The sequence below is a fragment of the Salinicoccus sp. ID82-1 genome (assembly GCF_021991715.1).
Classification (GTDB): domain Bacteria; phylum Bacillota; class Bacilli; order Staphylococcales; family Salinicoccaceae; genus Salinicoccus; species Salinicoccus cyprini.
The window spans coordinates 68,117-93,413 of sequence record NZ_JAGFLY010000001.1; the positions used below are offsets into that span (position 1 = coordinate 68,117).

31 protein-coding genes, 1 pseudogene and 1 riboswitch are annotated in these 25,297 nt (G+C 47.9%); of the genes and pseudogenes, 14 read left to right on the plus strand and 18 right to left on the minus strand.

Annotated elements, in window-relative coordinates; all coding sequences use genetic code 11:
* The first annotated feature begins 104 nt into the window (after window positions 1–104).
* The 3 genes from J4760_RS00340 to J4760_RS00350 all read left to right on the plus strand — a co-directional run bounded on the left by J4760_RS00340 (window position 105) and on the right by J4760_RS00350 (window position 1,134).
* Complete coding sequence (locus J4760_RS00340) at window positions 105–260, plus strand: hypothetical protein (protein ID WP_237604419.1); 156 nt, start codon at window positions 105–107, stop codon at window positions 258–260.
* A 123-nt stretch (window positions 261–383) separates the two neighbouring features.
* Window positions 384–584, plus strand: coding sequence for a hypothetical protein (locus tag J4760_RS00345; RefSeq protein WP_237604420.1), 201 nt, complete (start codon window positions 384–386; stop codon window positions 582–584).
* A 124-nt stretch (window positions 585–708) separates the two neighbouring features.
* Window positions 709–1,134: a CBS domain-containing protein gene (locus J4760_RS00350; RefSeq protein ID WP_237604421.1), complete on the plus strand. Its 426-nt coding sequence runs from the start codon at window positions 709–711 to the stop codon at window positions 1,132–1,134.
* A 62-nt stretch (window positions 1,135–1,196) separates the two neighbouring features.
* Here the strand turns inward: J4760_RS00350 and J4760_RS00355 are convergent, their stop codons facing one another.
* The 3 genes from J4760_RS00355 to J4760_RS00365 form a co-directional block, all read right to left on the minus strand.
* Window positions 1,197–2,033, minus strand: coding sequence for a YsnF/AvaK domain-containing protein (locus tag J4760_RS00355; protein WP_237604422.1), 837 nt, complete (start codon window positions 2,031–2,033; stop codon window positions 1,197–1,199).
* 143 nt (window positions 2,034–2,176) lie between these two features.
* Complete coding sequence (locus J4760_RS00360; RefSeq protein ID WP_145284781.1) at window positions 2,177–3,310, minus strand: M24 family metallopeptidase; 1,134 nt, start codon at window positions 3,308–3,310, stop codon at window positions 2,177–2,179.
* Between the two features lie 125 nt (window positions 3,311–3,435).
* Window positions 3,436–3,714, minus strand: coding sequence for a DUF5052 family protein (locus J4760_RS00365; protein ID WP_145284785.1), 279 nt, complete (start codon window positions 3,712–3,714; stop codon window positions 3,436–3,438).
* A gap of 160 nt (window positions 3,715–3,874) precedes the next feature.
* On the opposite strand from J4760_RS00365, the gene J4760_RS00370 reads away from it, so the two are divergent.
* Window positions 3,875–4,432 (plus strand): GIY-YIG nuclease family protein, encoded by a 558-nt coding sequence (locus J4760_RS00370; RefSeq protein WP_145284787.1) that lies wholly within the window; start codon window positions 3,875–3,877, stop codon window positions 4,430–4,432.
* Between the two features lie 37 nt (window positions 4,433–4,469).
* On the opposite strand, the gene J4760_RS00375 is transcribed toward J4760_RS00370, so the two are convergent.
* The gene (locus J4760_RS00375) at window positions 4,470–5,069 is read right to left on the minus strand and encodes a TetR/AcrR family transcriptional regulator (protein ID WP_237604423.1); all 600 of its coding nucleotides are present in this window, start codon (window positions 5,067–5,069) and stop codon (window positions 4,470–4,472) included.
* Between the two features lie 156 nt (window positions 5,070–5,225).
* Here J4760_RS00375 and J4760_RS00380 point away from each other — a divergent pair, with 156 nt between their 5' ends.
* The 3 genes from J4760_RS00380 to J4760_RS00390 all read left to right on the plus strand — a co-directional run bounded on the left by J4760_RS00380 (window position 5,226) and on the right by J4760_RS00390 (window position 8,189).
* Window positions 5,226–6,878, plus strand: coding sequence for a YhgE/Pip family protein (locus J4760_RS00380; protein WP_145284793.1), 1,653 nt, complete (start codon window positions 5,226–5,228; stop codon window positions 6,876–6,878).
* Between the two features lie 118 nt (window positions 6,879–6,996).
* A complete protein-coding gene (locus tag J4760_RS00385) occupies window positions 6,997–7,551 on the plus strand; it encodes a DUF6241 domain-containing protein (RefSeq protein ID WP_145284796.1) in 555 nt (184 codons plus the stop codon).
* An 83-nt stretch (window positions 7,552–7,634) separates the two neighbouring features.
* Window positions 7,635–8,189, plus strand: coding sequence for a GNAT family N-acetyltransferase (locus J4760_RS00390; protein ID WP_237604424.1), 555 nt, complete (start codon window positions 7,635–7,637; stop codon window positions 8,187–8,189).
* A gap of 64 nt (window positions 8,190–8,253) precedes the next feature.
* Here the strand turns inward: J4760_RS00390 and J4760_RS00395 are convergent, their stop codons facing one another.
* The 5 genes from J4760_RS00395 to J4760_RS00415 all read right to left on the minus strand — a co-directional run bounded on the left by J4760_RS00395 (window position 8,254) and on the right by J4760_RS00415 (window position 13,169).
* Window positions 8,254–9,066 carry an ABC transporter ATP-binding protein gene (locus J4760_RS00395; protein WP_255695202.1) on the minus strand — a complete coding sequence of 271 codons (813 nt, stop codon included), beginning with the start codon at window positions 9,064–9,066 and terminating at the stop codon, window positions 8,254–8,256.
* Window positions 9,066–10,097 carry a FecCD family ABC transporter permease gene (locus tag J4760_RS00400; protein ID WP_237604425.1) on the minus strand — a complete coding sequence of 344 codons (1,032 nt, stop codon included), beginning with the start codon at window positions 10,095–10,097 and terminating at the stop codon, window positions 9,066–9,068. The genes J4760_RS00395 and J4760_RS00400 overlap by 1 nt, the downstream gene beginning before the upstream one ends.
* A complete protein-coding gene (locus tag J4760_RS00405; protein WP_237605023.1) occupies window positions 10,094–11,077 on the minus strand; it encodes a FecCD family ABC transporter permease in 984 nt (327 codons plus the stop codon). Before J4760_RS00405 ends, J4760_RS00400 begins: the two co-directional genes overlap by 4 nt.
* A gap of 46 nt (window positions 11,078–11,123) precedes the next feature.
* A complete protein-coding gene (locus J4760_RS00410) occupies window positions 11,124–12,218 on the minus strand; it encodes an iron-siderophore ABC transporter substrate-binding protein (RefSeq protein ID WP_237604426.1) in 1,095 nt (364 codons plus the stop codon).
* A gap of 288 nt (window positions 12,219–12,506) precedes the next feature.
* A complete protein-coding gene (locus J4760_RS00415; RefSeq protein ID WP_237604427.1) occupies window positions 12,507–13,169 on the minus strand; it encodes a DUF1028 domain-containing protein in 663 nt (220 codons plus the stop codon).
* A gap of 157 nt (window positions 13,170–13,326) precedes the next feature.
* Between J4760_RS00415 and J4760_RS00420 the strand changes: the two genes are divergently transcribed.
* Window positions 13,327–14,109 (plus strand): glucose 1-dehydrogenase, encoded by a 783-nt coding sequence (locus J4760_RS00420; protein ID WP_237604428.1) that lies wholly within the window; start codon window positions 13,327–13,329, stop codon window positions 14,107–14,109.
* Window positions 14,110–14,177: 68 nt separating this feature from the next.
* Here J4760_RS00420 and J4760_RS00425 read toward each other — a convergent pair whose 3' ends face one another.
* Window positions 14,178–15,038: a PPK2 family polyphosphate kinase gene (locus J4760_RS00425; protein WP_237604429.1), complete on the minus strand. Its 861-nt coding sequence runs from the start codon at window positions 15,036–15,038 to the stop codon at window positions 14,178–14,180.
* A gap of 176 nt (window positions 15,039–15,214) precedes the next feature.
* Between J4760_RS00425 and ric the strand changes: the two genes are divergently transcribed.
* Together ric and J4760_RS00435 are read left to right on the plus strand one after the other, a co-directional pair.
* Complete coding sequence (gene ric / locus J4760_RS00430) at window positions 15,215–15,907, plus strand: iron-sulfur cluster repair di-iron protein (RefSeq protein ID WP_237604430.1); 693 nt, start codon at window positions 15,215–15,217, stop codon at window positions 15,905–15,907.
* A gap of 61 nt (window positions 15,908–15,968) precedes the next feature.
* Entirely contained in the window at window positions 15,969–16,127 is a 159-nt protein-coding gene (locus J4760_RS00435) for a hypothetical protein (RefSeq protein ID WP_186365442.1), read from the plus strand.
* A 34-nt stretch (window positions 16,128–16,161) separates the two neighbouring features.
* Here the strand turns inward: J4760_RS00435 and J4760_RS00440 are convergent, their stop codons facing one another.
* From J4760_RS00440 to J4760_RS00470, 7 genes are all read right to left on the minus strand, one after another.
* Window positions 16,162–16,503 (minus strand): hypothetical protein, encoded by a 342-nt coding sequence (locus tag J4760_RS00440; RefSeq protein WP_237604431.1) that lies wholly within the window; start codon window positions 16,501–16,503, stop codon window positions 16,162–16,164.
* A gap of 54 nt (window positions 16,504–16,557) precedes the next feature.
* Window positions 16,558–17,055 (minus strand): hypothetical protein, encoded by a 498-nt coding sequence (locus J4760_RS00445; RefSeq protein ID WP_237604432.1) that lies wholly within the window; start codon window positions 17,053–17,055, stop codon window positions 16,558–16,560.
* Window positions 17,056–17,078: 23 nt separating this feature from the next.
* Complete coding sequence (locus J4760_RS00450; protein WP_370637536.1) at window positions 17,079–17,258, minus strand: helix-turn-helix transcriptional regulator; 180 nt, start codon at window positions 17,256–17,258, stop codon at window positions 17,079–17,081.
* 184 nt (window positions 17,259–17,442) lie between these two features.
* Window positions 17,443–18,774 (minus strand): copper amine oxidase, encoded by a 1,332-nt coding sequence (locus tag J4760_RS00455; RefSeq protein WP_237604434.1) that lies wholly within the window; start codon window positions 18,772–18,774, stop codon window positions 17,443–17,445.
* Window positions 18,775–18,892: 118 nt separating this feature from the next.
* Window positions 18,893–19,618 (minus strand): anti-sigma factor, encoded by a 726-nt coding sequence (locus J4760_RS00460; RefSeq protein WP_237604435.1) that lies wholly within the window; start codon window positions 19,616–19,618, stop codon window positions 18,893–18,895.
* A complete protein-coding gene (locus J4760_RS00465; protein ID WP_237604436.1) occupies window positions 19,608–20,186 on the minus strand; it encodes an RNA polymerase sigma factor in 579 nt (192 codons plus the stop codon). Before J4760_RS00465 ends, J4760_RS00460 begins: the two co-directional genes overlap by 11 nt.
* Window positions 20,187–20,282: 96 nt before the next feature.
* On the minus strand, window positions 20,283–20,987 hold the full coding sequence (locus J4760_RS00470; protein ID WP_237604437.1) for a class F sortase: 705 nt from the start codon (window positions 20,985–20,987) through the stop codon (window positions 20,283–20,285).
* A 563-nt stretch (window positions 20,988–21,550) separates the two neighbouring features.
* Between J4760_RS00470 and J4760_RS00475 the strand changes: the two genes are divergently transcribed.
* Together J4760_RS00475 and J4760_RS00480 are read left to right on the plus strand one after the other, a co-directional pair.
* Entirely contained in the window at window positions 21,551–22,072 is a 522-nt protein-coding gene (locus tag J4760_RS00475; RefSeq protein ID WP_237604438.1) for a DUF1572 family protein, read from the plus strand.
* A gap of 108 nt (window positions 22,073–22,180) precedes the next feature.
* A complete protein-coding gene (locus J4760_RS00480) occupies window positions 22,181–22,840 on the plus strand; it encodes an O-methyltransferase (RefSeq protein WP_237604439.1) in 660 nt (219 codons plus the stop codon).
* Between the two features lie 43 nt (window positions 22,841–22,883).
* Here J4760_RS00480 and J4760_RS00485 read toward each other — a convergent pair whose 3' ends face one another.
* A complete protein-coding gene (locus J4760_RS00485; RefSeq protein ID WP_237604440.1) occupies window positions 22,884–23,474 on the minus strand; it encodes a Ykof family thiamine-binding protein in 591 nt (196 codons plus the stop codon).
* A gap of 72 nt (window positions 23,475–23,546) precedes the next feature.
* Window positions 23,547–23,646, minus strand: a riboswitch (TPP riboswitch).
* Between the two features lie 187 nt (window positions 23,647–23,833).
* Between J4760_RS00485 and J4760_RS00490 the strand changes: the two are divergent.
* Window positions 23,834–24,593, plus strand: a pseudogene (locus J4760_RS00490) (poly(glycerol-phosphate) alpha-glucosyltransferase); the annotation flags it as partial.
* Window positions 24,594–24,717: 124 nt separating this feature from the next.
* A complete protein-coding gene (locus J4760_RS00495) occupies window positions 24,718–25,275 on the plus strand; it encodes a pentapeptide repeat-containing protein (protein WP_237604442.1) in 558 nt (185 codons plus the stop codon).
* The last annotated feature ends 22 nt before the right edge of the window (window positions 25,276–25,297 follow it).

Sequence of the window (25,297 nt, forward strand, 5' to 3'; positions counted from 1 at the left end):
CGGAACCTTCCATATCCCCCTGGTCACGTCCTGTGGCCGGGGGTTTATTCGTAAGGATTCAGGGTATTTCTAAACCAAAGCAGCTATAACGAGGGGGGAGTACGATGTCCAGAAAAATGAAGTTCATGATGGTACCGCTGTTTGCGATTGCACTCGCAGCATGCAACGGAGAAACTGTCGAAGTGGACGAGACGGAAGTGGAAGAAGAAGAAGCAGAGGAAGAGATGGAAGAGACCAATGCAGGCAGTGAAGAAGACTAGCATGTCCTTCATTAAAGCCGAAAGAGAGTCTTGGATACCCGGATCAGCTGATTCGGGTGTTTATATGGATAAGGGATGGGTACATATCATATCAGAGTATTTTTACGACGAGAGGTGAATGTAATGTCCAAAATACTGAGATTCATGATGATACCTGTATTCATTTTCGCACTCTCTGCATGCTCCGAGGAGGATGTCGAACTCAATCCGGATTCCGGCGGTGCTGCAGTGGAAGAGGGCGAAGATGATGCACAGGATACGGAAGATAACGATAATGAAGACGAAATGGAAAATGATGAAGATGAGAACGAAGAGGACGACTAGTATCAGCATCCGGACCGTAATGGTTCGGATGTTTTACTTTATCCTGGTTCAATGGTTAACACTTATAAAGGAGTGGTAAAAATACATATGCACTACTTACTACTTATAAAAGGGTGCATCAAGTATGAAGGCAAGTGACATCATGACAACTGAAATCGTGACATGTTCACCTAAAACCACAATCAAGGAAGTTGCAAAAAAGCTGAGGGAACTGAGCATCGGTTCCTTGCCCATAGTGGAGGATAACAAACTTAAAGGGATTGTTACCGATCGGGATATTGTCGTCAGGGGCGTTGCGGGAGAAGTATCGATGGACAGTCCGGTCCACCAGGTCATGTCCAGTGACGTGAAAACAGGAACAAAAGATCTTAGTATTGAAGAAGTGGCAGATCTTATGGCTGTGCACCAGATCAGACGCCTGCCAATTGTTGAAAAGGACCGTATGGTTGGCATCATCTCACTTGGAAACGTTGCAGTGGACGAAACGGATCTGTTCGGCTCGGACATTGCGCTTGGAGAGATTTCCAGATATCCAGATTCAAAAGTCTAGATTGCTTTCATCATAAAAGGGCAGTGCCAGTTCATTTGGCACTGCCCTTTAATATTCAGAATCTATCTTCTCCGGTCATCGTAGTGCACGGAGCTGTCATCCGTCTCTGTAATATCCACTTCTTCACGGCGGACTTCTTCTGTAATGTGCTCTTTACCGGTAACAATCTTCTTGCGGACGACGATCTCTTCCGTGACGACCCGCTCTTTGATGATGCGTACCCGTTCCTCAGTAAGCGGAATGCGCATGACACCATCTTCGTCATCTGAATCATCCCTGCTGTATGCTTCCAGTGTCGGTGCGCCTTCAACCGGCAGTCTGTCAACAGTCACCTCTTCACGATCGACCGGCACGTCGAATTCCTGAAGTTCAGTCACCACATGCTTATCGATGCCGACTTCGCCGACTTTAACATTCCGCTTATCGATATTCAATCTCTCTTCATGAAGCGGCATTGTCTCTTCCGCAGATGATGAAGACCTGTCGGCAGTGAGATCCGCTGTTGTGTGATCTGCTGTATGGGTGTCCTCATCCCTGTAGGTATAGCTGCTGCCTGTGGTTCTTGGATTCTCATCTACAGCACCTGTCCGCTCATCGATGTGCAGCAGCAGTTTGCCATCCATCAGTGCAGACTTGTACTCCTCCTGCTCCTTTGGCGACAGCTGCATGCTGTTCATCACCTGCTGTTCAGGGTCCTCATCAGCAAACCAGGCAACAATCCTGTCCCAGGTGTCCGCTTCAGTACTTTTCTTGTTCACTTCCAGATACTCGAGCTTCGTACCCTCGAGGCTCTCCCGGGAGATTACAGTCATCTGATCTTCCCGCGTGCCATTAAGTTTCAGGTGCTCTATTCTGCCAAGCAGATCCGTCTCACTTGCGAATGATTCTATTCTTCCCATATATTACGCCTCCAATGTCTACTAGTGCTTATCTGATTTAATAGTTAAATACCCCTGAAGCTATTTGTTAAACGATTGGATGCAAGGGAGTGAGACTGCTTGGTGTCGATCAGTACATCTGCTTGATGCGGATTGTGTTCATGCTACTTGATGACCAATGAATCAAGATCTCTTGGATAGTCCGTAATGACTTCTGTGCCTGATTCTGTGAGCACCACTGTATCCGAATGTCTGAAGCCTCCGACACCAGGGATGTAGATGCCGGGTTCAATACAGAATACCATGCCGGGTTCAAGGACAAGGTCGTTATCGAACCGGAGTGATGGTTCTTCGTGGAAGCCGACGCCGATGCCATGACCGGTCCTATGGACAACATACTCCTCAAGCCCCGCCTTTTTGATGACATCCAGTGCCTGCTGGTTCACTTCTCTTGCCGTGACACCCACTTTGATGAAATTGAGCGCCGCCTGCTGGGCCTGTACCATGACTTCAAATGTTTCCCGCTGTCTTGGCGTGGGCTCCCCGACGAAGTATGTACGTTCGCATTCTGCGCGATAGCCGTTCAGACCTACTTGCCGGCTATGGATGATGATATCCTTGTTTTCGAGCTGTCTGGTATTGGAGAAGACGTGTGGCATATTCGTCCGTTCCACACCGGAAGGGGACATGACGAAATAGTCGAGTGTGGAGTTCGGAAAATGCTTCGGCACTTCCTTGAACAGGTATTCATTACCGTAGTAGTCGATTTCAAGTTCAGACATGCCAATCTTTGTATTTGTAATCGTCTTTTCAAGTGCATTGCTGACCAGTCTTCCGGAATGGCGCATCGCTTCGATCTCCTCGTCACTTTTCACTGCACGCATTGTCGCAACTTCATCCTGGATGTTGCGGATATCGAATCCACTTTCCATCAGTTTCAGTGTGATATCCGTCGGTAGGGCGTTATATTCAATGCCGACCGTACTGCCTTTTTCAAGCTTCGACAGGACAGTATCGACCTGCTCAAGATAGGAACGGCCACCTGTTCTGTTTTCCACTTCGTTATAAATATACAGATGATCTGCATTTGTCTTTTCCTTGGCATGTTCCTCTTCAAGTGCCGGGATGATCAGGCTTTCCTGATCTTTCTCGATAACCAGAAGGATGGGTCTTGAGTAGAGGATGGCTTTCAATCCGCTGAAGTAGAACTGGTTTTCGAAATTTGAAATGAGAGCGACGTCAATGGCATTGTCTTTCATAAACGATTTCAGACGTTGTGTCCGTTGTTTGATATTCAATGTAATCATCTCCTTTTCTGAATTGTAACAATAAACGGAAATATTATCATATGTTTATCGCATGTTATCGAATACAGGAAAGGTGCAACCGCCGAAATCGGCAATTGCACCTGTAGGTATTAATCTTATTCTGCTGTATTCTCTTCAATGATGACATTGGCATTCAGCACCTGGACGCGCTTGCCATTCAGATTGATGATCAGCTGTCCGCCGTCATTGACTTCGGTCCGTACATTCTTACCTTCGTACTCCGCAATGACTTCACCGGTCTGGCTGTAGACGGTAATCTTGCGATCGAGGCCTTCCGTATTGGACTTGAAGTTGGTGACAGTGTCGTCCCACATTGTACAACCGCTAAGCAGCATACTGCCTGCCAGAACTGTAGATACTATTAGTTTCTTCATTATTTCCTCCATTTTATGTATGCGATATGATTGAATATTACATTTTTATTCTATCATAGGAAGTGTCAATTCATGAATGCGTTCTTCATATATTTCCCAATTGGAAGTGAAATGTATCATTCTATGATTTTGGGGAATAGTAGCAGTGAGGTGATTATAAATGGCAAGGCAACTACGTAATATGAATAAGCAGCTCGACGGTATCATGAAAGCGTTCGGCAAGGATGCGAACCGCATCTGGAAAAAGGGGATCGAATCCAAACAGATTTCCCCTTCCATTCTTAAAACCAATGATGGCAGAAGGGCAGTCGACCACAAGGACCTGGACGAGAAGGTCCAGAAGGCTTTCAATCTGTCGGAAGAGGAGGCACTGACCGGTGTCTATCTGATCTTCAAAGGATCGGATCTTTTCTATGTCGGACATAGTACCAATATTGCGAGACGTCTGAAGCGGCATTTCAGCAAACCGTTCGAAAAGAAGGTGAGCCGTGAGGAGAAGCGGAATAAACCATTCACTACAGTGTTGGAGAAAAGAAATATGAGCATTGCCATCTACAGAATTACGGATGAGCAGAACTATATGTTCAGAAAGACGCTGGATCGGATCATTACGTATACCCAGGTGCCTGAATACTTGAAACAGACGCTTGGCAACCCGGAGGATGAGCGGACCACTACACGGAGAACCCGCACGAGCCACAAGCGTACAACCGCTTAACTGCTATAAATGAAGGAGCCGAATCCGGCTCCTTTTTCTAATCGATCAGGCCGGCAGCATAGAAAGGGCCTTTGACGGTCAGTGTTTCAAGTACATCAGCAAGTACTTCACTAGATTCCCTTCTGCCATTTTCCAGCCATGTCCGGATGAGACCAACGTGGGCGTTCGTAATGTAGGCAATCAGATACTCCCTGTCGACACGGAGTCTGCTTTCATCAATGAGCTGGTGGCTGTGGGTCTGGTAGTAGTCGAACATGTACGTCCGCACCTTGTATTCGAACTGGTTGCCGCCATGGTTGTTGAACAGGGTGATGATCTTATCGGCATTGTCATCGACATAGCGGAATGTTTCAGTGGCAATCTTCTTTGGCATGCCGATGCCGAGCGGCTGTTCGTCTTCAATATTGCGTGTCAGAATTTCAGCAAGTCCCTGGAGCAGGGTGTTTTCATATGACTCGAGCAGATCATATTTATCCAGGTAGTGCTTGTAGAAAGTGCCCCGGTTGATTAGTGCCTCCTCTGCGATATCCTTGATGGTCATCGCTTCAAATCCCTTTTCACGGATCAGTTTCGTAAAAGCGGCATCGATGGCACGCTTCGTCTTTATAGTTCTCAGGTCTTTTTTATCATTCATCATAACTTTTCTCTTCTTTCCATATAAGCGACAGTTGGGTATCATGTGTTGAATAAGCAACTATCTGCTAATTATTGATGATTGAATTATAAGCTGTACCGAGTAGAATAATGAACACGGTGTTTGTTAACATATTAAACTTTGGAAAGAGGAAAAGCAATGTTCGAAGATTTCAGGCATCTGATGAAAAGACCCATACTGATTATTTCACTACTGGCAATAGCGACAATTCCTGCCATCTATACCTCGATATTTCTTGGATCGATGTGGGATCCGTATTCCAATACGGATGAATTGACGATACAGGTGGTCAACCATGATGAAGGGGCCACTGTGAACGGAGAAGATATCAATCTTGGTGCAGATATTGAAGCAGCACTGGAAGAAAACGATGACTTCGACTGGCAGATGGCAGACCGGGAAGCCGCCGACCAGTCACTGGAGCAGGGCGAATCGTACGCGGTTGTTGTCATTCCGGAAACTGCCTCGAGCGACGCTGCAACACTTCTGGATGCATCACCGAAGAAGGTGGGCATCGAAATAGAGACCAATCCAGGGTACAACTATCTCGGATCTGTCATGGGCGGCCAGGCAGGGACGGCAATAAAGGATGAGATCGGCCAGTCGATTACACGTCTCTATACTGAAAATCTGCTTGAGACCCTCGATGATATCAGAACAAGCAATAATGAACTGATTGATGCACTGACAGAAATGCAGTCGGGTGTCGATGAGCTTATAGCGGGTACTGAAGAAGTCCAAACCGGCATTGAAGATATCGGCTCGACAGTCGATACGTCCACATCAGACCTTGCAGCAGGCAACCAGCAGGTGACGGATGGATTGAACACACTGGATGAAAACCTGACCGGGTACGAAAATCAGGTGCCACCACAGCTGGCCCAGCCGGTTGCCGCCATGCAGGCAGGCGTATCTGAACTGATTTCAGGCAACCAGTCCGTCCAGACGGGGATAGAAGACCTCGGCAATGGTGTGACTTCCGGCACAGATGAACTGGCTCAGGGCAACACTTCTGTCACAAACGGTCTGAATGAGCTTGATGATTCCCTGACACAGATGATCGAAGAAGTGGCAGACGGCAATGCGCAGCTCGAAGCGCTGTCACTGAATGAGGAAAATGCATCCTCCATCACAGATCCAGTGGAAGTGGTGGAATCCGAACTGACGCACATCGGCAACTACGGACAGACATTTGCACCATTCATCATTTCTGTCAGCCTGTTTCTCGGCAGTGTCGCTTTCAGTGTCCTGTATCCAATCAACCGTGCTGCTGAACACTACAGAAGCTTCATGCATATGACAGTCAGCAAACTGCTGCTGATACTGACCCAGACACTGGTCACGTCACTGCTGCTCAGTGCTGTACTGATATTCGGTTTTCACCTCGAAATCGAAAACCTCTCGATGTTTCTGTGGATTCTTGTACTCTGGAACCTGGCTGCCATGATGTTTATCAGTGTACTGGTGGCACTGCTCGGCAACGTGGGTAAATTCATCGCCATCGTATTTCTGATACTGCAGATATCTTCCAGTGCGAGCACATTTCCGATCCAGACGACCGGGCCGCTCTACCAGTACTTGCACTCGCTACTTCCGATGAGCTACGTTGTGACCGCCATGCGCGAAGCCGTCTTCGATTTCGAAGCCGCACTGGCAACAAGTGATGCACTCATCTACCTGATTGTGGTCATCGCTCTCGGACTGGTACTATTTGCAGTCATCACAGCATTGAAATGGAGATACACGAAGTTCGAGAACATTACACGTACGATGAGTCGTGTGGAATATTAGAAATTAGAACCGTTCTTTTCTGATGGGGTTTCATAGTAATAATGAATGATGGTAAAATAAAAACCATTATATGGTTTAGTTCATTATATTACTATACATCAGGAGAGGACGTTTTATTTTGCAAAAATCGACCAGAATCATCATGTGGGGGCTATCATCCATATTTGTCATCGGCCTGATTGCGGCGGGTGTCATCGTGCTGATGTTCTCAGACAACGCACAGAATCTGTTTTCATCAGAAGCCGCTGGAAATGATTCTGATGAAACTTCACAAGGCGATACAGACTCCAAAGAACTGGATTCATTAAAAGCATCCGAGGAGGAGTTTGAAGTATCAGACGAGGCAACCAGCACAGGCATACCGAGTGAGAAGATGTTTGCAGACAGCATCCACCATATGACCCATCAGAAAGTCGAGGCAGCACAAAAGTGGGGCCATCTGGAGATCACCGACGAACGGCTGAAGCAGAAATACGAAACAGCGAAGACATCCGATTATGAGTATAGGGCATTCTACATGGAGACATTGAAAGCATGGATGAATGGGGATTTCTCCAATGCCGTCGAAGTACATAATGTCATCTGGAACGAACGCAACGGCAGTGTCGGCCAAGCGACCGGATTGATGTCACCGAAAGAAGAAATGGAATACAAGAACGCGCATTTTGAATAGGGCAGGCCGAAAGGCCTGTTTTTTATTACATTAAAGCTTCAGAATCGGTATAATGCTCTTAACAAACTGAAGGAGAGATGCTCATGAAACACCTTGGTACAAAAACCATGAAGACCGACCGCCTGCTACTCCGACCACTTCTGATTGAAGATGCGGAAGCAATGTACGGCAACTGGGCATCGGATCCCGCGGTGACGAAGTATCTGACATGGCCGGCACACCAGTCGATGGATGTCACAAGACTGAGCCTGAAGTACTGGATCTCCCAGTATGACAGGAAGGATTTCTACCAATGGGGCATTGTGCCGGAAGGCATGGAAACCCCCATCGGAACCATCAGCGTGGTGGATCATGATGATTCGGTCGGCATGGTCCATATCGGCTACTGCATCGGCCGGCCTTGGTGGGGCAAAGGATATACGACGGAGGCGTTCCGTCATCTCATCGGCTTCTTCTTCGATGAAGTGGGTGTAAACCGCATCGAGTCGAAGTATGATGTCAGAAACACCGGTTCCGGCAAAGTGATGGAGAAGTGCGGTCTGCTGTATGAAGGAACGACGCGTGGGTCTGATGTGAACAATCAGGGGATATGCGATTCGGCACTTTACGGCATGATCCGGAGCGACTATCTGGAGTAGCAAAATAAGAGCGGATATCCTAGCCTTGGATGTCCGCTCTTATAATATATGGTATGAAAATTTTCTACACTATCACGGCACTTCTCGTATGGTGTCTGCCGACTGGAACGACGGATGGTGTGCTTGAGATCGGGTCTTCGACGACGACGGATTCGAGTTCGAAGACCTGCTTGATGAGGTGGGATGTAATGACATCATCCGGTGCACCTTCCGCAACCAGTCTGCCTTTTTGCATCGCAAAGATGTGATCGGCGTAGCGTGCCGACAGGTTGATGTCGTGCAGCACCATGACGATGGTTGTACCGTGGATCTTGTTGAAGTCCATCAACAGGTCGAGAATCTCGATCTGGTAGGTGATATCGAGAAACGTCGTCGGTTCATCGAGGAACAGGATATCAGTCTGCTGGGCGAGTGCCATGGCAATCCAGACGCGCTGCCTTTGTCCGCCTGAGAGTTCGTCGATGCTGCGGTCTGCGAGTCCAGTGATGTTCATCGCCTCCATCGCATCTGCGACGGCCTCGTAGTCTGCCTTCGACCAGCCGCCGAACATGGACTGGTGGGGGAAGCGGCCGCGACTTACAAGATCCGATACTTTGATGCCTTCAGGCACGATTGGTGACTGGGGCAGCATGCCGAGTACTTGCGCGAACTTCTTCGGTGGTATCTTCGATACCGGCCTGCCATCGAGTTCAAGTGCCCCCTGTGACGGCTTGATCAGCCTGGCCATCGTTTTCAGCAGTGTCGATTTGCCGGAGGCATTGGCGCCGATGATGACGCTGATCTTATTGCTCGGAATCTCAAGACTGATATCGTGAAGAATCGGTTTATTTTCATAGCCGGCGACAAGGCCATTGGCTCTATATATATGTTCTGACATTATAATTCTCCTTTTTGATTCATTCTTATAAGCAGATAGATCAGATAGGGGGCACCGATGATGCCGGTGATGACGCCTACCGGGTATCTTGTCGCAAAGGCGAACTGGCCAACAAGATCGCTTGCCAGTACGAGCACGATACCGACGAGCCCCGCCGGTAGAAGGCTTGAAAATCCTGGTCCTGCGAGCCGTTTTGCGATTGGTCCTGCGAGGAACGATATGAAAGCGATCGGACCTGTAATGGATGTGGCGATGGAAATCATGGCCACTGAACCGAGTATCAGGATGACTCTTGTAAAGTCGGCTCTGACACCGAGTGTCGTCGCCATCTGTTCACCAAGCTCAAGCATGCTGAGACTTCTGCTGAAGAGCAGGATGAGCGGGACCAGTATGGCAACCGCAATCGCAATCGGTGGTATGGAAGACATGGTCACGCCGTTCAGGCTGCCGTTCAGCCATCTGAGTACCGATGGAATATCCTGTTCTGCGCTGATCAGCATCATGTAGGAGATCGCTGCATTCAGCATGGCCTGGATGCCGATGCCGATCAGGATCAGCTTGCCGATCGAGAATGACTTTCCTCTTGATAATACATACATGACGATGACTGTGGCAAGTCCGCCGATGATGGATGCCGTCGAGATTACGGAGTTGTTCGCCCCCAGTATGACAATGCAGAATACTGCCGCCATGCTGGCACCGGTAGTGATGCCGAGTACGTTCGGATTAGCGAGCGGGTTGCGCAGCATCGTCTGGAATACATCACCCGCGATGCCGAATGCAAATCCGACGAGTATGGCGGCAAGCATTCTAGGGAGTCGCAGCGTTGTTACTGTAAAAGACACACCCTCGATGGATTCACCAAACAATGCCCGGATAACTTCGCCGACCGGATGGATGGTATTGCCAAGCATCAGCATCATTATCGAGAGTGCCAGTGTCATGATCGTCAGCAGTCCGGTGACAATCAAACAGCGGCGCTGTCGCTTTCGTCTGCCTGCTTTGATCAGTGTAATGGTGTCGTGTGTCATAATGTACCTACTTTCGACCGGATGGCGAGCGCAATAAGCAATGGCGCACCGACAAATGCAGTGACCACGCCGACTTCAAGCTCGCCCGGACTGCCGAGTATTCTGCCGAGCACATCGGAGGTGGTCAATATGACACCGCCGAGCAGCGCAGATCCGGGAATGACCATTCTGAGGTCCGGTCCCAAAATCAGCCTGACAAGGTGTGTCGACAGCAGCCCGATGAATCCGATCGGTCCGGCCAGTGCGGTTGCCGCACCACACAGTATCACGGCCCCGAGTGACGAAACGAGCCGGATCAGGCCGGTGCGCACACCGAGTCCTCTTGCCGCTTCATCCCCGAGCGCCATCGCATTCAGTGCAGGCGAACAGATGACTGCGATGATGATGCCGAACAAGAGGAACGGGGAGAACAATACGATGTTATCCCAGCTGCCCGATCCGACACTGCCGACTTGCCAGAAGCGGAACTGGTCCATGACGTGTGAGCGGGGAATCATGACTGCCGTCACCAGGGAAGACAGCGCGGCACTTGTCGCCGCACCTGCCAGCACAAGTTTCAGAGGCGTTGCGCCATTTTTCCCGAGTGATCCGATACCGAATACGAAAACAGCAGTGATGATTGCTCCTGCCAAAGCAAACCACATGTAGCTCGCTGCACTGCTGATGTTGAAATATGCAATGCCAGAGACGATGAAAAGTGAGGCGCCCGTATTGACGCCGAGTATGCTCGGGTCGGCAATCGGATTGCGGGTCACTGACTGCATCAACGCCCCGGAAACGCCAAGTGCCGCCCCACATAGCAGGGCGAACACTGTTCTTGCGATTCTTTTTCTGACGAGATTTGCTTCATATGTTTCCACCGATGGATTGAACAGGCCATCCACCAATCCGTCCATGCCTACCATGCGCGAGCCGAATGCCAGCGAAGCGGCGGAGGAGAGGACAAGCAGGATGGAAAATATCAATGACCATCTGATCAGGAGTGCGGGAACATGTGTCTTCTGTTTTCGTATCAGTGGGAGGGCGCTACTCGGCCGCCTTGTCAACTGCGTCACCAATCATCTGCAGATACTCATCGATGGTGTATGAGATTGAAAGGGGTGTTGGTGTGCCGGCAGCTACAATTGGAGAATCACTTTCGATGAAGACGACAGAACCACGTTCGATCGCTGGAATCTCACCGAGCAGCGGGTCCGCCTGCAATGTTTCAAGCAGTTCCTGGTTGCCGTATCCGACGAGGATGTCTGCATCGTATAGCGCCTGTGCATTTTCACTGCTCAAGTTGAGTGAGTAGCTTTCCGGATCTTCAATCATGTCAGTGACACTTTCAGGGACTGTCATGCCGAGTTCCTCGAGGAATTTCACTCTTGAATCAGCAGGTGTGTAGATGTGCATCTGGGACAGATCATCTGCAGAGAAGTTCGTCCAGACGACCTGCTTGCCTTCAATCTGCGGATATTCTGCAACTTTTTCCTGAACCATAGCCTCAGTATCTTCAATCAACTGCTGGCCTTCTGCCTCCATGCCCATGCCTTTGGCATTCATCGTCACCTGTTCACGCCATGATGTTGCCCATGCCGCTTCAGGGTATGCAACAACCGATGCAATTTCACTCAGCAGGTCGTAGTCTTCCTGTGTAATGCCGGAGTAGGCTGCAAGGATGACATCCGGATTGGAATCGGAGATGGCTTCAAAATCAAGACCGTCCGTATCCTGGAAGACATTCGGGTCTTCCACACCGAGTTCATCGAGCTTCTCCTTCGTCCAAGGGAGGAGACCGCTGTCATCCTGCACGCCGAAGTTCGCTGCCGAGAAACCGACAGGCTCGACACCCAGAGCAAGCGCAACATCCTGGTTGCCCCATTGGATGGTCGCAACACGCTCAGGCTTTTCTTCGATCACTGTTTCGCCGAATGCATGTTCAACCGTGATTGGATAGATCGCACTTTCCTCAGATGATGCCTCTGTGCTTTCTTCAGTACTTTCTTCATTTGATGCGCTGCCACTGCCTGCTTCCTCAGTGGAGGCTGCCTCTTCCTGGTTGGAGCAACCGACAATGAATACGAAAATCAACGCAGCGATAAGTAGGGGGAGAAATGGTCGTTTACCAAATGTGTGCATTCTATTCTTCCTTTCCGTTCTATAATGGGGCGAAAAGTGCCCTCTGACTGTTGTCCGCCTTGTGATATGTAGCATCTGAAACTTAATTGAAAATGATTCTCATTCCCAATTAACTTTAATCTATAACTTTCCCAATCGTCTGTCAAGGATGAGGAGAAGATCTTAAGGCGAAAGTTTGAATATTTCAGAATAGAAGGCAAATATAGATGTAAAGTGTATTTATATAGAAGGAAAAATAAAAGCCACCATGGAAATGGTGGCGAGTCGTCCAGTACATATTTTGCTATACTACTTGAAATTATGTTTCTTCGGCATGTCCGGGATGAAAGGCAGAAGCTGTTCTTTTGCCACTTCATACACACGCGTCAGTTCCGCTACCGGATCCTCATGCTCATCCACACGGAGATCCACAAGCGGGTAGTCCTCCGTATCGTAGACTTTGAGTGCCGCAGACTGCTTGCCGCGTTTGTCTCCGCCTGCTTTCTGACCTGCCTGCAGTGCACGAAGCAGTCTTTCCGATAATTCCAGGTCGGAATGGATGACAAACGTCCGCTGCATGTCGGTGAGCGTCTTTTCATTTACGAGCATATTGCCGGCAACAACAAAGCCGTCCCCTTCGAAGTGGTTGTAATAGCCTTCACATTCATCACCCGAGAAAGCAGCAGTATTACCATCGGCATCCACAATCGCAAACTGCCTGTACTCCAGGTCCTGTTCTTCAGAAATGATTTTGTTCTTCGCTTCCGCAGCAGTCATCCCGGAGCCGAGGTACCGAAGCCCCCTGATACCGATATACGGATTGACAAATGACTGTGTCGCAATCGCACCCGTTCCAGCCTTTACAAATGGGACCAGCATACCGACAGCCGGCAGTTTTGTTGAGACAGCCACACCCAGTTGCCCCGTTTTCGGACATCTGGCTGTAATGGAGAAAGTATTTAGTTCCAGCATGGATCATCCACCTCTATGTGTTTATTTGATATTCTTCTTATTACCAATCTACACTAGATTGTAACAAGTGCCAATCAGTTTACTTTTTGTAACTTTTGTCCTAACGTAGTAGTTGAAACCGTTTGAATACGGTTACACAACTATAGGAGGTCATACAATGGGAAGATTGCAGGACAAGGTTATTCTGATTACTGGCGGAGCAAGTGGACTTGGACAGGCGGCTGCCATCCAGGCAGCCAAAGAAGGCGCAAAACTGTCACTTGTCGATCTGAATGCAGAAACACTGGAAGAGACACAGAAAATCATCAAGGATAGTGTATCCGATGCAGAAGTGCTGATGATCACCGCTGATGTTTCCGATGAAGCGGCAGTGAGAACTTATGTCGACCAGACGGTATCCGAGTTCGGACGCATTGATGGATTTTTCAACAATGCCGGTATCGAAGGTAAACAGAATCTGACAGAGAACTATGGCAGTGACGAATTCGGCAAAGTCGTCGGCATCAACCTGAACGGCGTATTCTATGGTATGAAGTACGTACTTGAAGTGATGAAGAAGCAGGGCTCAGGATCCATCGTCAACACTGCATCCGTCGGGGGCATCCGCGGTGTCGGCAACCAGTCCGGCTATGCAGCAAGCAAGCACGGTGTCGTCGGTCTGACACGCAACTCCGCAGTGGAGTATGGTGAATTCGGTGTCAGCATCAATGCCATCGCACCGGGTGCCATCATGACAGCCATGGTCGAAGGATCACTGCGTCAGATAGGCGGCGACAACTGGGAGGAAGCCGGCAAGGAATTCGTCAGCGTCAATCCGATGAAACGCTTCGGCAGACCAGAAGAAGTCGCTGCCCTCGTATCCTTCCTGCTCAGTCAGGAATCCCAGTTCATCAATGGTGCAACAATTCCGATCGATGGTGGTCAATCCTATAAATATTAAGCAGTAAACGATGATGCAGATGAAACCCGATTCCAGTTAAGGAGTCGGGTTTCTTATTTTGCTGAGTACTACTCTTTCTCAAGCCTCTTGATATATTCCTCGAGCTTTTCCTTGTCTTCACCGGTCGTTTCTGGATATTTCGGATCAAGCCGCTCCAGCAGATCGAGCATGATCTCGTTCACCAGGCGGCGGCTGTGCCATTCGTCATCTGCTGGCAAGACGAACCATGGCGCGTAATCGGTTGATGTTTCGTTCAGCATATCCTCGAATACTTTCTGATACTCATCCCAGTGCTCCCGCTCTTCAACATCCGAGAAGGAGAATTCCCATTGTTTATCCGGATTTTTCATCCGCTCCAGCAGACGTCTTTTCTGTTCATCCTTAGACATATGAAAGAAGAATTTGACGATATGGAAATTGTTCTGGTAAAGGTATTTCTCAAAATTTCTGATCTGCTCAAAACGGAGGGACCAGATTGTAGTCTCATCTGCACCCTCAGGATAATCTCCTTCGAGCAGAACATCATGGATGCGGGGCGCAATGACTTCCTCATAATGGGAACGGTTCAAAATGCCGACTTCACCGCGCGCCGGCAGGGCGTTATGCAGGCGCCACAAATAATCATGCTTCATTTCCTCTTCAGTCGGCTTGCTCAAAGTCGTCGTCTTCAGACCCTGGGGGTTGAGGTTTACGAATATATGGCTGATCGATTCATCTTTCCCGGCAGCATCCAGCGCCTGCAGCACAACGAGGATTCCGTGCTTCTCCTCGGCATTCATTTTCATATGCAGGTCCTTGAGCTTTTTTACCAATGGGGGGATGATTTCATCTCTGATCTTCTCATTGTCATTCGTCTTATTCTCAGTCGTCGGGTAGTCACTGAGCTTTATTTTTTCATCACCTGTTACTTTGTAATAATTAAGATTCATACCTATCCGCTCCTTTTTAGAGTAGTACCCATAAGGGTTCCAATTAAACGCAGAATACATATGAATCATCTGTCACTAAACGTTCAATAGTTGACATGATCGTTGTGACTAAAAATCAGAATAGTGTGATACATTAAACATGTATAAAAAATATATGTTTAAGTGGGAGTGTTATTATGACAGCAGTCAGTGAAAAGATGTGGGTCAGTGATATCGTCAAGGAAATTCCCAAGAGCGCAGATATATTCAGGAAAAACAGGATCGACTACTGCTGTGGTGGCAGGATGCCGCTGGCAGAAGCGGTGGAAGCACGGGGTCTTGATCTCGAGAGCATGATGGAGAAGATCGATAATATCGATCAGCATGAAGGCGGTGGCATCGATGTGAAATATCTGGATGCGGCAGCCATCATCACCTTTATCCAGAACAGATACCATGAGGAGCTGATGAATGAACTTTCAGCACTGGCACCTTATGTGACGAAACTTGCCAGAAAGCATGGACCGGACGAGCCGCACCTCGTGAGACTTGAGGAAATGTACCGGACGTTGAAAAATGAAATGTTGGCACATACGGAAGATGAGGATAGAAATGTATTTCCGCTGATCATGGAATTCATGAAGGATACGACTTCTGATCTTGTGGAAACAGTGAAACCGCATGTTGAAGGGCTTGAAGCGGACCATGAAGCGGTCGGCGATATTTTGAAGGAGATGCGGGACATCACGGATGATTTCACACCACATGAATCGGCATGTGGCACGTATAGACTTGTATATGCCAGACTGGAAAAGCTTGAGAAGGACACATTGGAGCATGTGCATCTTGAAAATAATGTACTGTTTGAAAGAGTAAGAAAGGCAATCTAGCTTCCATATGATTTGTTGGAATATTCAGGTAATGTTATGATGGTCGAAAGGGGTGTGATGAATGAATAGACACTACACTGGGCGAGAGGACTATTTGATGGAGTATCGCAAAAACGACTACGAACCTTTGCAGCTGAATGTTCAAAGAAAACCCGACACGATCATGGAGTTTGCATTCTGGGGAATGTGGACGCTCATTAAACACCTGATCATCCGTTAGAGAACAAGAAAGGGAAGGCATTCAGCCTTCCCTTTTACTGTGCAGCGGTTTTCTGGTTTCTGCGATACGTAAAAAACGTGCTTGTTATTGCGGTGCCCATCGCAATCCAGAACATGCCTGAACCCGGATGAAAGTCGATATGGGACGTGCCGCCGAACTGATCCAGTACTACGACCAGGGACAGAATGTACATCTCGAAGAGAAGAACAAACTGCCATGACTCCTGTCTTTTTATACCGGTCTCTTTGTATTGGATGTGGTTGGCGATGATATCTGCGATTGCCAATATGATGAGCAGCGCGAAGACGGCTTTCTGGCTTTGCCGGGTGGAGATGGAGAGTCCAGAGAACTGATCCATGATAACCATGAGCGACAAGAAAACGATACTCAACAATGTAAGTATACTGTGAATCCTGATGACATCATCCCCTTATTCCTCTTCCATTTTTCGAAAGCGTCTGACGCGAATTTCTCCTGATATAATATTAACAAAAATCAGAATAATTGTGAATGACAGGATGCTGCTTATGAACATCAGCAGGCTGAATTCAAAACTGCGGGAAACAAGGCTTCTGACGAGCAACTCAGCCAGTGTCATGAAAATGGCGCCGGCAATGGATTCCATAAGGTAGATGCCGAATCGTCCGGCGAAGCGCCCTTTCTTATAAGGCAGTTCCTTTCTTGCGATGGGTGAGTAGATCAGATCATCGGTTTCATTTCTGAATGCGATTACGGAGAAGACAATGAATGACACCATAACAAAATAAAGATCATTCTGAACCATGTTGGTGTCCCAGATTTCCATTGCGACAAGCAGCATGCGGACGATCATATAGCTCCATATGAGCAGCAGGGTGATGAGTGCGGCGTTACCTGCGGATTTCCTTTTACGTTCATCCCCTATGAAACGGTCAAAAAGCTTTTCCATGAAACCCCATCCTTTGTCATTTATTATGAATCCCAAAACAGATCGTCAAGTGTGCAGTCGAGTGTCTTGCATATCCTTATGCACAGGGCGAGCGAAGGATTGTATTCTCCCTTTTCTATCAGGTTGATGGTCTGCCTGCTGACACCTGTTTTCTGTGCCAGGTCCTTCTGGGTGAGATCCAGGGCGGCACGTGCGCTTTTCATTTTCAAATTCTTTGCCAAGAAATCACCTCTTCTTTATAAGTATATTATACCATTCTAAAAGTAAAATATATATTACTTTAATTTATATATAGACGTTATTCGAATATGTAAATATAAAACAGCCGGCCCCTGGAGGTAGGGCCGGCTGATGGTTCAATCTATTGGTATGGGTTGGAACGCTTGATTACTGGTTTCTTGCTCTGAGTCTGAACAGTACGGCTGAGAGCAGTGCGATACCAGCAATGATGCTGATCAATAGTGCGTTGTTCTGCTCTGGAGCCATTGCGGTATTCGGCATTTCTTCAGGCATTTCGGACATGAACATGTCTGGCATTTGTGTCACGATTGCACTGGCGAGCCCTTTACTTGGATTGAACATGTGATGATATGCTTCGCGAGTCTGGTCATATGCGACTTCATAATCACCGCTGGAGTAGGCATCGAATGCACCGATCAGCTGGTTGACGTGCATTTCGAGTCCTTCTGCAAGCGTGCCACTTGCCAGATTGCCTTCTGTTGCTGTTTCCATGAATTTCGAGAATTCTTCTTTATACATATTGAGATTATTCAGTGCTTCTTCCTGTGCCGCTGTGTCTTCTGCAGCTGTGGCATTAACATAGTCGACGAAGTAGCCGATATGCTCAGCCCACATTGCTTTAAACTGCTGTCCGGCTTCTTCACCGTAGACACCTGTAACTGCTTCTGTCAGACCTTGTGTGTTGTTGCTCAAAGCTTGGGCGGATGCTTCGAAGTCCTCAGCGCCGTCAATACCGTTCTGCATGGCCATGGCTGCAAGGCCAGCGTGTTCACTGAACAGGTAGTTCAGATCGGAACGGAGGTCAGCTGCTTTTGTTGCTGGATCCGTGTTATTGAACTGATCCGGGAACTGGTCGGCAATGGCTGTAGAAAGTCCTTTACTCACCATGTACATGTGGTGGATTGCTTCTCTTTCATACTGGTAGGCTGTTTCATAGTCGCCCATGACGTATGCATCAAATGCACCGATCAGCTGGTTGACGTGCATCTGCAGACCGTCTGCCAATGCACCTGCTTCAAGGCGTTCATCGGTTGCTGTTTCAAGGAACTGGGAGAAGTCCTGGCGATACTGAGCAAGTTCATTCAGTGCAGTTTCCTTGGCACCTTCATCACCTGCAGCTGTCGCGTTTACATAATCGACGAAGTAGCCGATATGTTCGCTCCACATTGTCTTGAACTGCTGTCCGGCTTCTTCACCGTATACAGAGCCGATTGTGCTGGAAAGTTCGTCAGTATTCTCACTCAATGCAGCGGCACTTTCTTCGAAATCTTCTGCACCGTCAGCACCTTTTCTCATTGTTTCGACTGCGAGGAAGGCGTGCTCACTAAGTAGATGATCCAGTGTCGATCTGAGTTCTGCGGCTTCAGTGTCTACAGTCACCATCATCTCTTCCTGGTGAGTATCGGCCTGTGCAAGACCCGCATTTGTTGCGAGTAGAGCTGCAGCTGTCGGTACGACAAGCAATTTCTTGAAATCCATTCAAAATCACACTCCTTTGTTTTGTTTACACCCTGTATACGCGGGCAGTTTTTATTTGGATCACTATTTTTATAAAAAAATAAAAAACCGTTCCGAAAAATTTTCGGAACGGTTCTGTCTATAGTTCTGCCGACATGACGATATCGCCTTCAGGCAGCTGGTTGTGTGGGGAAGGTTCGACTGTAATAGCGACCGTATCCCAGTCGATTTCAGTATTTTCATCCATATTGAAGACGACATAACCCTGTCCCTCTTCATTTGGAACAAGTGTACCTGCACGGTAAGGATTGCCTTCTTTCATCAGCCAGACCTGATAGACTTCATCCTCGTTGAGATTGGTGAAGTTACTGGCTTCAAGGACAAGCGTCTGTCCATCTTCACCTTCATGCAGTGCGACTTTCGCATCCATATCGAGTGTTTCTGAAGTGGGGGACAGTGAAATTGCACTTTCTTCTTGAAGCAGCACTTCTGCAAGGTCCGCAGTCTCTTCACGACCGGCCAGCATGTAGACATTGCCGAGAACTGAAAGGAGCAGGGCAGCCGCAGCAGCGATGAATGGTATTTTGAATGATCGGTGTCCCTTCTTGATCGGTTGCACTTTCTGTTTTTGTTCCGTTGCTTCTTCGAAGAATACGTTGCCGAGTACACGGTCCTTCATGCCTTCCGGGGGATCGACAAGTGGAATCGTATCTATCAGTTCAGCATTCAGCGCCTCCCATTCAGCCAGTTCTTCCTGGCATGCTTCACATGTCTTCAGGTGCTGTTCGAATGCTGCTTTTTCTTCTGGTGCCAGCTGGTCATTATAGTAGTCGATCAGCAGATCGTATGCTTCATTATGATTCATCTGTTGTCCCCCCTTTCTTAACGGTTTCAATATTTTTCTTCAAATGCTGCAGTGCAAGACGGATGCGGCTCTTTACGGTACCGATCGGCAGGTCGAGCGACTCTGCTATCTGCGAGTGGGAACATGCTCTGAAATAGAATAGAGTAATGATGCGCTGCTGCTCCCGGCTCAATCCTTCCATTGCGCGCCTTATCATTGCCTTGTCTTCTCCCGCTTCAACCGCGGCCTCGACAGGTGAGTTCTGTTCACTTTGCGTGGAATCGATGTCATCCCGTTCATCGTATTCATAGGTTTCCATTTTCTGTCGTCTTAGAACATCGATGGTGGAGTTTCTCGTCAATGTAATCAGCCAGGTGGACAGCTTGCCCTTACTTGGGTCATAGGCCCCTTTCTTACGCCATACTTTGATGAACACATCCTGCACGATCTCCTCCGACATCTCCCGGTTCGATGTCATTTTGTATGCATAGGAAAACAGCAGTTTTTCATATCTAATGTAGAGCGATTCAAGTGCATTGCGATCCCCCGACTGAATCCGCTCGTACAGTTCCGCTTCGATCCGTGTCATAGTATTCTCCTTTGTTTGAAGTCTTCCCACTATTATATACATACAATGGAGCGCGCGTGAATAAGGAATAAAAAAGAAAGCCAAGACACATGAAGTCTAGCTTTCCTGAGAAGGTTCCAGTTCAGTATAGACTACCCAGCGGTTTGGTGTACCCCCAACATCGTAGTTGTACGGCCCTTCGCAAGTGATCAGATTGAGGAGGCTGCGATGCGAGTAGCCGAATATCTCCTGCACCGGTGCCTCATCGGCATCGAACAGCTGCTTGTCATATACTTTGAATGTCAGTTTTTTGCCGGATTTACCATGGACAATGATCTCATCCCCAGGTTCCAGTGTATGGAGCTGCTTGAAGACACCCGGATTGACCGTGTCGTCCACATGACCGGCAATGACTGAGTTGCCTGGGGCGCCGACCTTATAGCCCGGCTCGAACCAGGATGTGTCATGCAGTGATTCCGGTACGGCCATCTCGCCATTATCCAACAGGCCCAGGTGCTTGACCGATGCATCCACATCTATGGCCGGAATTTCGATTCTTTCAGGGACGATGCCTGAACGCTCATCCTTGATGATTTCAACCTTTTCTGAAGGTGGAATCGGTTCACTCGATTTATTTTCAGAAGGCTCTGTAACCGGTTCTGCCGTCTGTTCCGATGACTCGGTCGGGGCCGCTTCCTCGCTTGATGGTTCAGAGACAGCTCCATCTGAAGCGACAGTGTCCTCTGTGCTGGTTTCATTGTTGTCTGCCTGACTGCCGCAGGCGGCAAGCAGGAATATCATCAGAAAAATCAAATAGCGCATTGTGATCCGCTCCTTTTTGTAGATTCGATTAGTATTTGCCCAGTATACGCAGTTTGTGCGGGATCGGATCACATTTTGAGATGCATTCAGCATACATCCGTGAACATTCTGTGTCCAACGTGCACTGAGTGATTGGTTGAGTGCAAATTGGACGTCTAATTGTCATTCGTCGGCGTCAAGAGTGTCAGTTGGAGGTCTAATTGTCATTCGTCGGCATCACGAGCGTCAGTTGGACGCCTAATTGTCATTCGTCGGCATCACGAGCGTCAGTTGGACGCCTAATTGTCATTCGTCGGCATCACGAGTGTCAGTTGGACGCCTAATTGTCATTCGTCGGCATCACGAGCGTCAGTTGGACGCCTAATTGTCATTCGTTGACATCACGAGCGTCAGTTGGACGTCTAATTGTCATTCGTTGACATCACGAGCGTCAGTTGGACGTCTAATTGTCATTCGTTGACATCACGAGCGTCAAATAACCTGCCAAAAATCATTTCATTGGCACATCGCCATAAATCATCTATATTAAAAGTAACAGTTTCTACATATAAGGGGGAGAACGTATGAAATTTGAACAGGAATATCTCACTGTCATCAAATCAAGGTTCCGAGAAATAAAGCGGCTGGGCGATCGTACTCTTGATCAGCTATCAAATGAAGATCTGCATTGGCAGTATAATGAAGATTCTAATTCGCTTGCGGTGCTGGTCAAGCATCTGAGAGGAAACATGTATTCCCGATGGACGGATGTTTTCACCACGGATGGCGAGAAGCCGGGCCGGCAGCGGGATGATGAATTTGAGGATGATCTGCAGACAATGGAAGATGTTGAAGCAGCGTGGGAGGATGGCTGGCAGTTATTTTTCGATACACTGGATGGATTCAATGTGGAAGATCTGCTCAGAACCCAGAAAATCCGCGGAGAAGATCATACAATCCTGGATGCACTCGAACGCCAGCATTCTCATTACGCAATGCATATCGGCCAGATGATGTTCATCGGCAAGCAGATCAAGGGGTCGGACTGGCAGTCGCTGAGCATTCCGAAAGGACAGTCTGAACAGTATCTGAACCCTGGAAAATAAAGAAGCAGCATGCATGTAAGAAAAATAAGTCGAACAGCCCAATTAAACGTTTCCTTTCACCGTCTGGGCGGGTAAGTGTACAGAAATCGATTGATGGAGGTTTCTCAAATGGAAGAGACATGGCGGGCAGTGGATGTTTATTTCGAGGAAAAGCTGGCGACGACGGATGAAACGATGGAGCATATTCTGAAGAAGAATGAGGAAGCGGAGATGCCGTCGATCGAAGTATCGCGTGCGCATGGAAAGATGCTTCATCTCATGGCCAAGATGGCGAAGGCCAAAACGATTCTTGAAATCGGTACGCACGGTGGATTCAGTACTGTCTGGCTGGCGCGTGCATTGCCAGAAGAGGGTCGCATGGCAACATTTGAAGTGAATCCGAAGCATGCCGAAATGGCAAGGGAAAATATCGAATCCGCTGGTATTTCAGCGGAAGTCGAAGTCATTGAAGGCGAGGCGCTGTCGACGCTGCCCTCAATCCTTGAAAAAGGCTACCCACGCTTTGACTTCATTTTCATTGATGCGGACAAGGAGAACAATTCCGAATATCTCAACTGGGCGCTGAAGCTGTCAAAAAAGGGCGCAACCATCATCGTGGATAATGTAGTGCGCCGCGGAAAAATCATCGAAGACACAGACGAAAAAGCAGTGCCGCAGATCCGCGACATGTTCGACCAGCTCTCGAAGGACGACCGTATCGAGACGACTGCCATCCAGACTGTCGGTCAGAAAGGCTACGATGGATTTCTGATGGGCGTCGTAAAATAAAGGAACCCTGGGTGACCATTCACCCAGGGTTTTCATCGTGCATCTATTTCTTGCTTGAGGGGCTGTTCGCCGAGATGGTGAATGTCGTCGTCGTATGACTGACCACTTCCTGCACCTTGGTGAAAGCCTCTTCGATTGCATTGAATATATCATTCACTTCTCCATCCAATCGAGTGGAATAGTGGCTGGGACTGACTTCTACGCCGCGCGCCTTCGACAGGTCGATCTGCTCATAGATGACATCCATGTAGCTGGTTGTGTTCATCGGGTAGAGCGCAAATTTGCAGCCGGCCTTCTGCTGGATATCTGCAACAGCCGGTTCATTCATGCGTTCTGCCGAAGCATCCATATACGTATCACCGGAGGAATCGCCTGGACATCCGATTGAGAATGTGCCACTCATCTCCACGTGCTTCCCGGTCTTTGCAGCATGCAGATAGACTGCCTTGACCACATCGAATACATGCTCGACACGTCCACGCACACATGTTGTGACATCATCCGTATCCCGCCAGACTTTCGACATGTCCACCGCATCCAGCGAACCCAGGATGACATCCACAAAATCATCGCTCATTACACTCAAGTTGAACTGGCAGCCTGCTATTCTTTCCGTGCCGCATTCTGTTGCCATACATCATACCTCCAAAGTCTGATTGAAAATAAAAAACTGCACTCCCCGAGGAAATGCAGCAGAGGTATGGTGCTCATACCCGCCGCACTTTCCCACGCTGGTGTTATCCAGATCGGGTGTTGAGGGTCCGGAAATCCCGTCTCAGCCTTTGACAGCTCCCCTAGTGCACATCGGTATGCAGTTTTCATTTCACCTTCAATGATAGGGAAACCGGCGAAAAATGTAAAGCGCAACGCAATGATTTACTGAATGCGGTTCCACCGATATATTTTACAATTTTTACTTATTATGCATATAATGGGGCGTGTTCAAAAAAAAAAAAGATTCTGACTATATTTCACAGGAGAGAGGTAGAAGCAGTGAATATCGAAATGATAGAGGATTTACGCAATAGAAAAGACCTTTTGACTTCTGAATGGATTATCATATCGCTCGGATTCAAGAACAGAAGGGCGCATGTTTTCAAGGTGAAGAACAATAATTTTTTCCAGAAGAAAATTAAGGATGAGATGAAGAAACTATCAGACCTTGGACATTCTACTGAGTGGCTTAAAGCCGACTTCATCATTTCGGAAGAAGAGGTGCCTTTCTCGCAAGTGCTTAGCAGTATGCAGCAGACACGCCGCAATTATATCGACTATGGCATTGCCTATGACAAGCACTATAGCCTGGCTTTCCTGCCCGAGGAAATCAACGCGAATGCTTTTGTCAGACCGGTCCCGGGAGATAGGAAAAAGAACCTGTTTGTATGTGAAAGGAATATCAATACATATCTTAAGAAGTACAAGGCCTATAAAGGCATTTATTTTCACAAAAAATACATGAATAAATCGGTGATCCGTTTTCAGACCAGAGGCTATCTCGTTGAAGGAGACAAGATGTTCGAACTGAATGCCGGAGGCAGTATGCATGGCATCAGAAAGATCGGCGGCCATCAGAAAAAGTCCGAGTACCGCAGACTGATACAGACCGCAACTCAGTATTTGAAAGATCAGATAGACACCGACGACAGATATGAATACGGCAAATTTCCCCATTTCGATAAACGGATTGGGTTCTATAACGTGCTCAGACATACTTCCACAACATACTCCCTTCTTGAAGGGTTGGAGTTTTTGAACGATAAAAAAGGGATAGAGTGGGCAAAACTCACAATCGACCATCTGCTTGAGAACTTCCTCTACACGGATCCGGAAGACCCGGAATCCGCTTATATTTTTGATGACACCAAGATGAAGATCAGATGCTCGAAGATCGAGAGGTGGTTGATTCGGAATACATCAATGAAACAATGGATCGTCTGAAAATATATGGTTCTGTCGTCAAAGGATGCAATTTTTCAGGCAGTACGTTCACGGATGCAGATTTGCTGGATGTTCATTTTATGGATTGTGATCTGTCGAACGTCAATTTTTCCAAAGCTTCCATCCATCGGGTGGAATTCACCAACTGCAAGCTCGTCGGCAGCGGTTTTGATAAATGCTCCATTAAAAACCTGATGTTCAAAGATTCCATATTGAATCTGGCAGTATTATCAGAAGACAAGCTCGAGAATACGCTCTTTGAAAACTGCAGAATGGGGAGTATCGACTTCTTCGACTGCAAAATGAAAAAGGTGGTATACGATGGTTGCGACTTGAATGAAGCGCGGTTTGTAGACACCTCGCTGAAAAGCATCGATATCAGTACTTCATACTTCACCACTTTTGATATCAAGCGGGAGGATCTCGAAGGGGGCATCGTTTCGAGCGCGCAGCTGCTGCAGTTTGCATCAATGCTTGGACTGGTTGTCAAAGACTGATTTTTTCCAATCAAAGCGGTCT

Excerpts from the sequence above, each read along its gene's own strand:
- J4760_RS00340 (WP_237604419.1), top strand. The coding sequence starts at position 105 with ATGTCCAGAAAAATGAAGTTCATGATGGTACCGCTGTTTGCGATTGCA.
- J4760_RS00345 (WP_237604420.1), top strand. The coding sequence starts at position 384 with ATGTCCAAAATACTGAGATTCATGATGATACCTGTATTCATTTTCGCA.
- J4760_RS00350 (WP_237604421.1), top strand. The coding sequence starts at position 709 with ATGAAGGCAAGTGACATCATGACAACTGAAATCGTGACATGTTCACCT.
- J4760_RS00355 (WP_237604422.1), bottom strand. The coding sequence starts at position 2,033 with ATGGGAAGAATAGAATCATTCGCAAGTGAGACGGATCTGCTTGGCAGA.
- J4760_RS00365 (WP_145284785.1), bottom strand. The coding sequence starts at position 3,714 with ATGAAGAAACTAATAGTATCTACAGTTCTGGCAGGCAGTATGCTGCTT.
- J4760_RS00370 (WP_145284787.1), top strand. The coding sequence starts at position 3,875 with ATGGCAAGGCAACTACGTAATATGAATAAGCAGCTCGACGGTATCATG.
- J4760_RS00375 (WP_237604423.1), bottom strand. The coding sequence starts at position 5,069 with ATGATGAATGATAAAAAAGACCTGAGAACTATAAAGACGAAGCGTGCC.
- J4760_RS00380 (WP_145284793.1), top strand. The coding sequence starts at position 5,226 with ATGTTCGAAGATTTCAGGCATCTGATGAAAAGACCCATACTGATTATT.
- J4760_RS00390 (WP_237604424.1), top strand. The coding sequence starts at position 7,635 with ATGAAACACCTTGGTACAAAAACCATGAAGACCGACCGCCTGCTACTC.
- J4760_RS00395 (WP_255695202.1), bottom strand. The coding sequence starts at position 9,066 with ATGTCAGAACATATATATAGAGCCAATGGCCTTGTCGCCGGCTATGAA.
- J4760_RS00400 (WP_237604425.1), bottom strand. The coding sequence starts at position 10,097 with ATGACACACGACACCATTACACTGATCAAAGCAGGCAGACGAAAGCGA.
- J4760_RS00410 (WP_237604426.1), bottom strand. The coding sequence starts at position 12,218 with ATGCACACATTTGGTAAACGACCATTTCTCCCCCTACTTATCGCTGCG.
- J4760_RS00415 (WP_237604427.1), bottom strand. The coding sequence starts at position 13,169 with ATGCTGGAACTAAATACTTTCTCCATTACAGCCAGATGTCCGAAAACG.
- J4760_RS00420 (WP_237604428.1), top strand. The coding sequence starts at position 13,327 with ATGGGAAGATTGCAGGACAAGGTTATTCTGATTACTGGCGGAGCAAGT.
- J4760_RS00425 (WP_237604429.1), bottom strand. The coding sequence starts at position 15,038 with ATGAATCTTAATTATTACAAAGTAACAGGTGATGAAAAAATAAAGCTC.
- ric (WP_237604430.1), top strand. The coding sequence starts at position 15,215 with ATGACAGCAGTCAGTGAAAAGATGTGGGTCAGTGATATCGTCAAGGAA.
- J4760_RS00435 (WP_186365442.1), top strand. The coding sequence starts at position 15,969 with ATGAATAGACACTACACTGGGCGAGAGGACTATTTGATGGAGTATCGC.
- J4760_RS00445 (WP_237604432.1), bottom strand. The coding sequence starts at position 17,055 with ATGGAAAAGCTTTTTGACCGTTTCATAGGGGATGAACGTAAAAGGAAA.
- J4760_RS00450 (WP_370637536.1), bottom strand. The coding sequence starts at position 17,258 with ATGAAAAGCGCACGTGCCGCCCTGGATCTCACCCAGAAGGACCTGGCA.
- J4760_RS00455 (WP_237604434.1), bottom strand. The coding sequence starts at position 18,774 with ATGGATTTCAAGAAATTGCTTGTCGTACCGACAGCTGCAGCTCTACTC.
- J4760_RS00460 (WP_237604435.1), bottom strand. The coding sequence starts at position 19,618 with ATGAATCATAATGAAGCATACGATCTGCTGATCGACTACTATAATGAC.
- J4760_RS00465 (WP_237604436.1), bottom strand. The coding sequence starts at position 20,186 with ATGACACGGATCGAAGCGGAACTGTACGAGCGGATTCAGTCGGGGGAT.
- J4760_RS00470 (WP_237604437.1), bottom strand. The coding sequence starts at position 20,987 with ATGCGCTATTTGATTTTTCTGATGATATTCCTGCTTGCCGCCTGCGGC.
- J4760_RS00475 (WP_237604438.1), top strand. The coding sequence starts at position 21,551 with ATGAAATTTGAACAGGAATATCTCACTGTCATCAAATCAAGGTTCCGA.
- J4760_RS00480 (WP_237604439.1), top strand. The coding sequence starts at position 22,181 with ATGGAAGAGACATGGCGGGCAGTGGATGTTTATTTCGAGGAAAAGCTG.
- J4760_RS00485 (WP_237604440.1), bottom strand. The coding sequence starts at position 23,474 with ATGGCAACAGAATGCGGCACGGAAAGAATAGCAGGCTGCCAGTTCAAC.
- J4760_RS00495 (WP_237604442.1), top strand. The coding sequence starts at position 24,718 with ATGCTCGAAGATCGAGAGGTGGTTGATTCGGAATACATCAATGAAACA.